Origin of the sequence: Vulcanococcus sp. DEBay_Sum22DG08_74, assembly GCF_017852955.1 — a bacterium.
Lineage (GTDB): Bacteria > Cyanobacteriota > Cyanobacteriia > PCC-6307 > Cyanobiaceae > Vulcanococcus.
This window is the reverse complement of sequence record NZ_JAFMKL010000073.1, coordinates 1-8,710: the sequence shown is the minus strand read 5'-3', so window position 1 is coordinate 8,710 and position 8,710 is coordinate 1. Positions and strand designations below refer to the sequence as shown.

7 protein-coding genes and 1 tRNA gene are annotated in these 8,710 nt (G+C 62.0%); 3 read left to right on the top strand and 5 right to left on the bottom strand.

Annotated elements, in window-relative coordinates; all coding sequences use genetic code 11:
- From QZ184_RS08375 to QZ184_RS08365, 3 genes are all read left to right on the top strand, one after another.
- The coding region (locus QZ184_RS08375) for a M23 family metallopeptidase (RefSeq protein ID WP_296419042.1) at window positions 1–785 on the top strand (785 nt) is incomplete at its 5' end.
- A gap of 54 nt (window positions 786–839) precedes the next feature.
- Window positions 840–913, top strand: a tRNA-Met gene (locus QZ184_RS08370).
- Window positions 914–1,093: 180 nt separating this feature from the next.
- Window positions 1,094–2,425, top strand: coding sequence for a hypothetical protein (locus QZ184_RS08365; RefSeq protein WP_296415025.1), 1,332 nt, complete (start codon window positions 1,094–1,096; stop codon window positions 2,423–2,425).
- A gap of 62 nt (window positions 2,426–2,487) precedes the next feature.
- Here the strand turns inward: QZ184_RS08365 and QZ184_RS08360 are convergent, their stop codons facing one another.
- From QZ184_RS08360 to QZ184_RS08340, 5 genes are all read right to left on the bottom strand, one after another.
- A complete protein-coding gene (locus QZ184_RS08360; RefSeq protein WP_363159692.1) occupies window positions 2,488–2,655 on the bottom strand; it encodes a DUF2811 domain-containing protein in 168 nt (55 codons plus the stop codon).
- 137 nt (window positions 2,656–2,792) lie between these two features.
- On the bottom strand, window positions 2,793–3,107 hold the full coding sequence (locus QZ184_RS08355) for a hypothetical protein (protein ID WP_247478422.1): 315 nt from the start codon (window positions 3,105–3,107) through the stop codon (window positions 2,793–2,795).
- Window positions 3,108–3,590: 483 nt separating this feature from the next.
- Window positions 3,591–4,667: a DMT family transporter gene (locus QZ184_RS08350; protein WP_247478417.1), complete on the bottom strand. Its 1,077-nt coding sequence runs from the start codon at window positions 4,665–4,667 to the stop codon at window positions 3,591–3,593.
- A gap of 27 nt (window positions 4,668–4,694) precedes the next feature.
- A complete protein-coding gene (locus QZ184_RS08345; protein WP_296415020.1) occupies window positions 4,695–5,918 on the bottom strand; it encodes an efflux RND transporter periplasmic adaptor subunit in 1,224 nt (407 codons plus the stop codon).
- A partial coding sequence (locus tag QZ184_RS08340; RefSeq protein ID WP_296419040.1) for an efflux RND transporter permease subunit occupies window positions 5,861–8,710 on the bottom strand: 2,850 nt, incomplete at its 5' end. The genes QZ184_RS08345 and QZ184_RS08340, both read right to left, overlap by 58 nt.

Here is an 8,710-nt window from a genome sequence, read left to right as displayed (position 1 = left end):
ACGACGTCAAGGCCGATCACGTCTTTGGCCGCAGTGAATGGATGGTTCTCCCCAGTACCACCATCAAGCAGGTCAAGACGGTTTCCGCTGTCGACACCTCTGAGCTGCGACGCACCCCACCCCTTGAGGCACCGCCGGAGCCCAGCGAGACCGCTCGCATCCGCCGCGGTGACACCACCCTGGCCAAGGTTGCCCAGCGCTACAACCTCAGCATCCAGAAACTCCTGAAGCTGAATCCCGGTCTCCGGGGAGCCCAGCTCGTTGTTGGTACGCCGATTCGTATCGCCCAAGCCAGTGCTGGTCGCAGCCGCATGGTGCTGGGTCTGAAGCCCGTTGGCTCCGGTGGTCTGAGCTGGCCCGACCAACCCGACTTTGGGTTCGGCGACGGGGAGAACTTCAATGACCGTGCCTGGGTCTGGCCGACCAAGGGCATCTTTACCTCCGGCTACGGCTGGCGTTGGGGTCGGATGCACCGCGGCATCGACATTGCCAACAACATCGGAACGCCGATCGTTGCGGCTAAATCGGGTCAGGTGGTCTCCGCTGGCTGGCATGGCGGTGGCTACGGCTATCTCGTTGAGCTGCGGCATGCCGACGGAACCTTGACCCGCTACGGCCACAACAGCAGGATCCTGGTTCGTGCTGGTCAGGTCGTGCCCCAGGGCAAGGTGATCTCCCTGATGGGCAGCACCGGGCGGAGTACAGGTCCCCACCTGCACTTCGAAATCATCCCCGCCGGCCGTGGAGCGGTGAATCCGCTTCAAATGCTTCCCCCTAGGGCCTGATCGCAGCTGCGAACAGGGTTTCGGCACGGCGATCCTCTACAATCACCTCACCGCGGCTCGGTAGCTCAGCTGGTTAGAGCGTGGGATTCATAACCCCAAGGTCGGGAGTTCAAGTCTCCCCCGAGCCATCGCTTATTGCCTCGCTTCGGCGGGGCTTTTTGCTGTCTGGGACTGGGTTTTCAGGGATTCCACAGCCGGGACCATTCTGAGCCACTTGTGACGACTTGGGGCTGCTTGTAGCCAAAACGTGCTGACTACTCAGCACGTTTCTGGGGAACACTCACAGGGTCCTGCGGCGCACCCGAGCCATGAGTGAGACCGGTTTGCAACCAGCCCCCTTCTGGGAACAGTGCGTCCATGAGCTGAAGATCCGCCACTCGCGCTTCCGGCTGCGTAGGCATGCAGCCAGCCCATACATCTACGTACGCGAGATGGAAGGCGGTCGTAAGGTCAACGAGTTTTCGCTCAAGCCGAAGCGCTGGTGCAGTCGAGACGACATCGAGGAAGCACGCGATCTCTGCATCCAGGGCCATCGGCAAGGCAGTTGGCCGACGCCACAGAGCCGCCGAACTGTTGCCAGCGGGTCTGACTGGTCCGAGCTGGCGGAGGCCTGCATTGCCGATATCAAGCTTCGGATCTGCAAAGAGGGCAGCCGGGCCCACTCCATCAATGATCTGCGCAAGAGGATTGCCCAGTTCAGAGGCCCCGTCGAAGCCAGGCGACTTCAGGCCTGGGTGCTGGAACACGACCCACGCCTCCAGCTCAAGAGCTTCAACCGTCGAATCGAGACGCTCTCCCAGATTCATCGCAGTGGGCAGATGGACCTGACGGCCGAGCTGCAACGCCTCAGAGACATGCGACCCAAAGGGGCCGCGGAGAAGATCCGCAAGGCGTCCTCAATGCGGGTGCGGGTCATTCCGACTGATGAGGACCTCCAGCACTGGCTGGACCGCCTGGAGCCATTTCACCAATGGGTGTTCGGCTGTATCGCCACCTACGGCCTCCGTCCCCACGAGCTCTGGCACGCCGAGGGGATCGATCGCCAGGGCTGGATCAGCATCCCCGGTGACATGAAGACCAAGACCAGCGAGCACTTCGCTCCTGCCATCCCGGAGGCCTGGGTGGAGCGCTACGGCCTGCGGGAGAACTGGGACCAAGTCCACGGCCAACTCAACGCCCGCTGGAAGGTGCGGTTTGCGGAGGTCTCCGGCGTGAAGATCGCCGTGAACAATGTGGCTGTTTCGAACGCGCTCTACAAGGAATTCCAGCGGAAGGGTCTGAAGAAGCTTTGGGCCCCGATCGCGGACGGAGAAGGGATGGATTGGGTTCGGCCGTATGACCTGCGTCACGCCTACGCCATTCGCTGTGCCACCTCGGTCGAGACAGCGGAGGCTTTTGACGACGACATGGCCACCTGGATGGGCCATGGCGTGGATGTGCATCGCCGCATCTATCTCCGCTGGCTGAGCTCCAGTCGGCGTAAGGAAGCGCTGCAGCGACGCAGAGGTCAGGGGGTGGCGGTGAACGCGATCCAGTCCCACACCGCACCAGTGGCGCTACCGGATGACATCACACCGGATCTTCTGGAGATGGCCCGCAAGCTGAAAGCGGCGGGTCTGGTATCGACCTCAGCGGGCTAACGCGTGACTTCATCTGGCTTGCGGAAGAGCCCGTCGAGGTAGTGACGCACGACCGGGTTCTCTTAGCAGCCCTGCTGAAAGAGGAATCCGGAAACGGCCGAATGCATCAGCCGGTATTGATCCCATTGGGGGTGGCGCTCAATGAAAGAAACCATCGCGTCGAAGAGATCGGCCGGCAATTGGTTTTCCACACTGATGTGTGGTGCCATTGCATCAGGAACCTCAGCCAACCACCACCTCAGAACAAGCACCGACCCATCAGCGCACGGAGACCAGCCAAACGTCAAAAGAAAGGAATTGCGATCACAGCCCGATTGGACGCGAATGGACCTTGACGCGCGCGGGGCAGAGGCAGTCAAGACGAGGTCTAGAGCTCCTCCTCCCACAGCCCCATCCGCGTCAGCCAGGCCTCCGATTGCTCAAAATTCCAGCCGTGATCGGCCTCCAGTACATCGGCGATGGCGACCATCAGGTCAAAGGCATGGCCGTCGTAGCCGCCGCAGCGCAGTGCCTTGAGCTGCAGGCTCTGACCCAATTGCAGTAGGTCCAGCTCAGCGAGCCAGTCACCCTGCTCGAAGGCCTCGAGGGTGTGCTGACAAGGCGCCGAGGCCTGGGGGAGATGGGGGGTGACCAGGGGCAGTAGAGCCCTGGCACCAAGAACGAGACGCTTGAAAAAGTCCATGCGGGACGAGGAAACAACCCAGAAGGGTTCCGTCCGCAATCCACTGTCCAAACCTCAACTCTTGTGCACCAGCGACCGCGAGGCAATGGGTGCTTACTCGGATTGCAGATGCCCGCAGGGTCAGTGAATCTGGAGAGACCAACACAAGGAGGCGCCACCGATGGCTGACACCCCACCCGAGCAGCACAAGAAGCACGCTGACTGCAGGCCCCTGCTCCAACAGTCTTCACCCAACCGTGGGCGGGTCGTTCAGCCGGGCATGTCGAGGAAGGGCATCAAAAGCCGCCTCACTCTGTACGCCTGACTGATCGACACTCCGTTTGCGCCGCCACAGGTGCCCCAGGAGATCAAAGCAACCCACACCTGGAACGTTCGGCCCCAGGTGCCAACGCCAGCAGCTTCGACCGATCATTGCCATTGGAATGGTGATTCACCCTTGACCCTCGGGCATTGCTCGGGGGTTTCTGGTGGCATGGTGCTTGTTCAATGTGGATGCCTGTGGTGAACATCGCTCACATGCGGGTGTGCATGGGCGGTTTGGGAATGCTCGTGTTCATGGGCATGCCAGAAGGGGTGATCGGTGTCCATCCCCTCGAGCTCCTGCGGGCTGTGCTCGTGCTCGTGGTGGAGATCGCCTGCTGCTAGGTCATGGCAGTGGCGATGGTCGTGGCGCAGCGCATGATGCTGATGCCAGTGGCTGTGTTCTTCCCTCAGCAATAGAACGACGCCTGACCCCATCAATCCGGCGGCAACACTCAGGTTCAGCGTGAAGGAATCACGCAGCACCACAAGCGCAAACAAGGCGCCCACAAAAGGCGCTGTGGAAAAGATCACGGCTTCCCGCGCTGCACCCAGATCCCGCAACGCCAGGAGATCCAGCCAGATCGAAAGGCCGTAGCCCAGTGCACCGACAAGCAGCAAGGCCGCGCAGACGGTGGCAGGTGGAAAGGGATGCCCCAGGACCCAGGCAAGAACGAGCATGGGCAGCGATGCACCCAGTGCCTTGACGGTGGCAATCTGAATCGGATCGCGCAGACTCAGGCGTTGGCTGAGGTTGTTGTCGATCCCCCAGGCCAGGGTCGCCAGAGCGATCAGGGCAGCTCCGGTGGCATTGACACCGCCGAGTGATCCATCCGAAAGAACGATGGCCCCAGCGATGGTGAGCGCTGCTGCCGCAGCGCCGCGTTTGCCGAGATGTTCACGCCCCACCAGAACAGCGATGGCCAGGGTGAAGACGGTCTCAAGGTTGAGCAACAGTGAACTCGATGCGGCTGGTAACCGCGCCAGGCCGTGAACCAGGGCAACGGGCCCGACGATCCCGCCCAGAAGGATCAACCCAGCCAAGGCAGGCGCATCACGCCGTTGGAGGGGGCTTTCATCCTGGGTTCGGCCTTTCATCAGCCGAACAATCGCCAGAGCCAGAGTCGCCCCTGCGTAGAGCAACCCGGCAATGCTCAGGGACGAACCGCTGGCCGTGAACGTACTGATCAGTGGGGCGCTGCATCCGAACAGCACGGCCGCAGCGAAGCCAGAGAGTTGACCGCATCTCAAGGATGCCATCGGTTTGATCGGGTTGCTGAACTTCACTCAGTTCTGGCTGCTGTCCTTGGAAGCATCCAGTGCGTTGCGCAACATCTGCGTGTTGCCTCTCAGGAGCACATCACCTTGACGAACACCCTGAAGGATTTCCGCTTGCCCCGCCGTTTGCTGGGCCACCACCACAGCAACCTGTTCCACAGCCCCCCGTTGATAGCGAAAGACCACCGGTGATCCATTGATCAGGGCAATGGAATCCTGCGGAACAATGAACCGTTGCTCGGAGGATGGGATCTGCACAAAGGCCGTGATAGCTGTTCCGATCGGTGGGAGTTGAGCATCAATAGGTTGCGCGCGGAGCAGCATCACGCGCCCGGCGGTTTGCGCATCAGGTGCCACAGCGATCACCCGTGCCTGCAGCGTCTGAGCTCCCGCTCGAACGCGCAGCAGCTGTCCGGTCCTGATGTTCGTGGCGAGTCCCGGTGACACGAGGAAGCGAAGCTCACCCCCTGTGACATCACTGATCTGGGCCACGTCTTCCCCCACAGACAGGACGGCACCGGGTGAGGTGCTCACAGCAGTGACCTGACCGGCAATTGGACTGCGAATCAACAGACGCCCTGAATCATCAGGCTTCCCTAGCGCTGAAGCCTTGGCAGCGGCTGCCCTGGCTGTCGTCGCGGCTGTAACGCTGGCGATGCGGCGGCTTTCCAGCTCCTGGGTCGAGAGTGCACCTTGCCGTGCCATGGGTTCGGCAAGGCGGTACAGGTATGCGAGCGAGTGCGCCGTGGCCTGCGCTGCATCGGCATCGGCGCGTACAGCAGCCGCATCAGCGCTTTGGACTTCAGCGATCGGTTCGCCAGCACGAACACGGGTGCCCGGTGACACCATCAGACGTAAAACACGTCCCGCCACAGGCATCCCCACGCTTGAGCGCGACGATGTTGCTGCTTCAACAAAACCAGTGATCGGACGTTCCGTGCCCGAGCTCAGTTCGGGGCGAACAGTGGTCAATCCCAATCGCCGAAGCTGGTCTTCGCTGAGAGCCACGCTGCCATTGGCATCCGCACGGTCCATCGCCGCAACCGATGGCGCAGAGACCGGCCGGCTGCTCTGGCGACCCACACCGATTCCAACCAGCAGAGATGCGGAGATCGCCAGAGGAAGAAGCACGCCGGGTTGGCGCAGGTGATGCGTGAGGTGGTTAAGGCTCAGGTTCATGACGGGAGAGAGGCAAGAGACGACGCCGAACCGTCGCGGGCGGGCAGCAGCCAATGGCCAAAGCGTGCATAGAGCGCCGGGAGCACCAGCAGGGTCAGGGCCGTGGAGGTGATCAATCCACCGAGCACCACCACAGCCAACGGTTGCAGGATTTCATTCCCGGCCCCGAAAGCGAGTGCAAGAGGCAAGGCTCCGAGTGCCGAGGAGAGGGCTGTCATCAGGATGGCGTTGAGGCGCTCCAGGCTTCCCTCACGGATCACCTCGCCCAGGGGTTGCCCTGCGCCGTGGCGGCGGTTGTAGTTGTCCACCAGCAACAACCCATTGCGCACGGCGATGCCAAACAGCGTGATGAAGCCGATCAACGAGGCGATCGATAGCACTCCTCCCGTGAGCAACACCGCCACCACACCTCCGATCAGGGCCAGGGGCAGGTTGAGCATGATCGCCACTGTGGCGGGCACTGATTTCACCGAAATCACCATCAGCACACCGATCACCACTGCGGCAACAGCGCTGTAGAAGACCAGAGACGCGGTTGCCCGCTCTTCTGATTCAAATTGACCGCCATAGCGAATGGTGTAGCCCTGAGGTAAACGCACATCCCGGGTGATGGTGCGCTGAATATCTTTCACCACACTGCCAAGGGGCCGACCGTTGACATTGGCCGAGACCACAATCAAGCGGGAAACATCTTCTCGGTTGACGATGTTGGCCCCCAGACCTTCCTCAACCCAGGCAACACTGCCGAGAGGAACGGTCATGCCATTGCTGAAGGCCACCGGCAACGAGCGGATGGCCTCCAGGTTCTGGCGAGCATTCTCCTGAAGCTGCACGAGCACATCGCTGCGCACACCCCCTTCCACCACGTGGCCCACCACCTTGCCGTTGAGCGCGATCTCCACTGCTTGCGACAGCTCCTCCACCGTGAGCCCGAGCGCCGCCGCGAGCGGGCGGTCGTAGTGGATCTGCACCTGGGGAATCGGCAGCTGCGGTTCCAACTGCAGATCCACCACTCCATCAATGGGTTTGATGGCCTTCTCCACCGCCTCACCGATGCGGCGCAGTTCGCCTAAATCGGTGCCGTAGATCTTGATTGCAATGGCACTGCGCACCCCCGAGAGCACCTCATCCATGCGATGCGAGATGAAGCCGCCGATGTTGGGCGCCACACCGGGCAGCTTCTGAAACGCCTGCCGCAGCTCGGCGATGGCAGCGGGCCGATTGGCCATGGCTTGATCGCTCAGTTCCACATCCACATGAGCCAGGTTCACGCCGGCCCCATCGGCATCACCGGGAGCGCGGCCCGTGCGCACCTGCACCCACTCAAACAAAGGGTTGTCTTGCAGGGAACGGGTCAGTGCAAGCCCCGCTCGGTTGGTCATCTCCAACGACACACCTGGATACAACACCATCGAATTCACCAATGACTTTTCGCGGAATTCCGGAAGAAAGACCCGCCCCAAGGCCGGCAAGATCAGGGTGGTTGCCACGATCAGGGCCAGTGCGATCGCCAGCACCCGCTGGGGTGAGCGCAGGACTAGATCCAGGATCGGGCGGTAGAGCCGCTCGGCCTGGTTAGCCAGCCAGGTGTTCTCCTCTGGCAGCTCCGCAGGCGCAAGCAGGATCGCGCACAACGCGGGTGACAGGGTCACCGCCACCAATGTGGAGGCCGCGATGGAGAGAAGATAAGCCAGGCCCATCGGCGCAAAGATGCGCCCTTCTACGCCGGTGAGCGAAAAGATCGGCGCAAACACCACCACGATGATCACGGTGGAGAACAGCACGGGCTGGCGCACCTCTACCGAGGTGTCGAACACCACCTGCAGGGGCGATTTGGGCGTGTCGCTGGCCCGGTTGCGGCGCAGCCCCCGATAGCAGTTCTCCATGTCGACGATCGAGTCGTCGACCACCGAACCGATCGCCACCACCAGCCCACCCAGGGTCATGGTGTTGATGCCCAGGCCCAGGCTCTTCATCAACATCAGGCCAATCAGCAGTGACAGCGGAATGGCGCTGAGGCTGATCACGGCGGCGCGCCAGTTCATGAGAAACAGCACGATCACCACCGAAACGATCACCACCCCCTGGAGCAGCGACTCGCTCACATTGCGGATGGCACTATCGATGAAATTGCTCTGACGAAATGTGGTCTGGACCTGTACATCGTTAGGCAGCGTGCGGTTCAACTCAGTCAGCCGCTGCTCCACCGCCCGAGTCACGGTGGGTGTATCCACATCGGGCTGCTTGATCACCATCAGCACAACGGCGGGATTTCCGTTGAAACTGGCATCACCGCGTTTGAGCGCCACACCGCGCTTCACCTGGCCCAAGGTGGAGAGCAGTACCGGGCGTCCCTGCTCGCTCTGCACCGCCGCATCGGCGAGATCACTCACCTGCGTAACCTGAGCCAGGGGGCGAATCAACCGCTCCTGGCCACCCCCGATCAGGAAGCCCCCAGGGCTGGTAGCCATCGCCGAGCCAACACCCTCCATCACCGCCTGGAGCGAGACAGCCTGAGCCTGCAGCTCCTGGGGATCAAGCAGCACCTGAAACTGCTGCTCATCGCCGCCGTAGATCGTGACCTGGGCGACGCCGGGCACCGCCAGGATTGACTGGCGGTAAGAGCGTAGGATCAGCTGCTGCAGATCCATGAGCGATGTGGCGCCATCGCCGGTCACCGTGAAGGCAACCTGCAGGATCGTGCCCAGTGGCGAGACCAGTGGGGAGACCTCGGGAGCGTCGGCGTTGGCGGGCAGCTGGGCGCTCACCTGCTGCAGCCGCTCCGCCACCGATTGGCGGGCGCGGTAGATGTCGGCGTTCTGGTTGAACACCACCTGCACCATCGA

What these genes read in the sequence shown, in the direction of transcription:
- QZ184_RS08365 (WP_296415025.1), top strand. Translation starts at nt 1,094, where the DNA reads ATGAGTGAGACCGGTTTGCAACCAGCCCCCTTCTGGGAACAGTGCGTC.
- QZ184_RS08355 (WP_247478422.1), bottom strand. Translation starts at nt 3,107, where the DNA reads ATGGACTTTTTCAAGCGTCTCGTTCTTGGTGCCAGGGCTCTACTGCCC.
- QZ184_RS08350 (WP_247478417.1), bottom strand. Translation starts at nt 4,667, where the DNA reads ATGGCATCCTTGAGATGCGGTCAACTCTCTGGCTTCGCTGCGGCCGTG.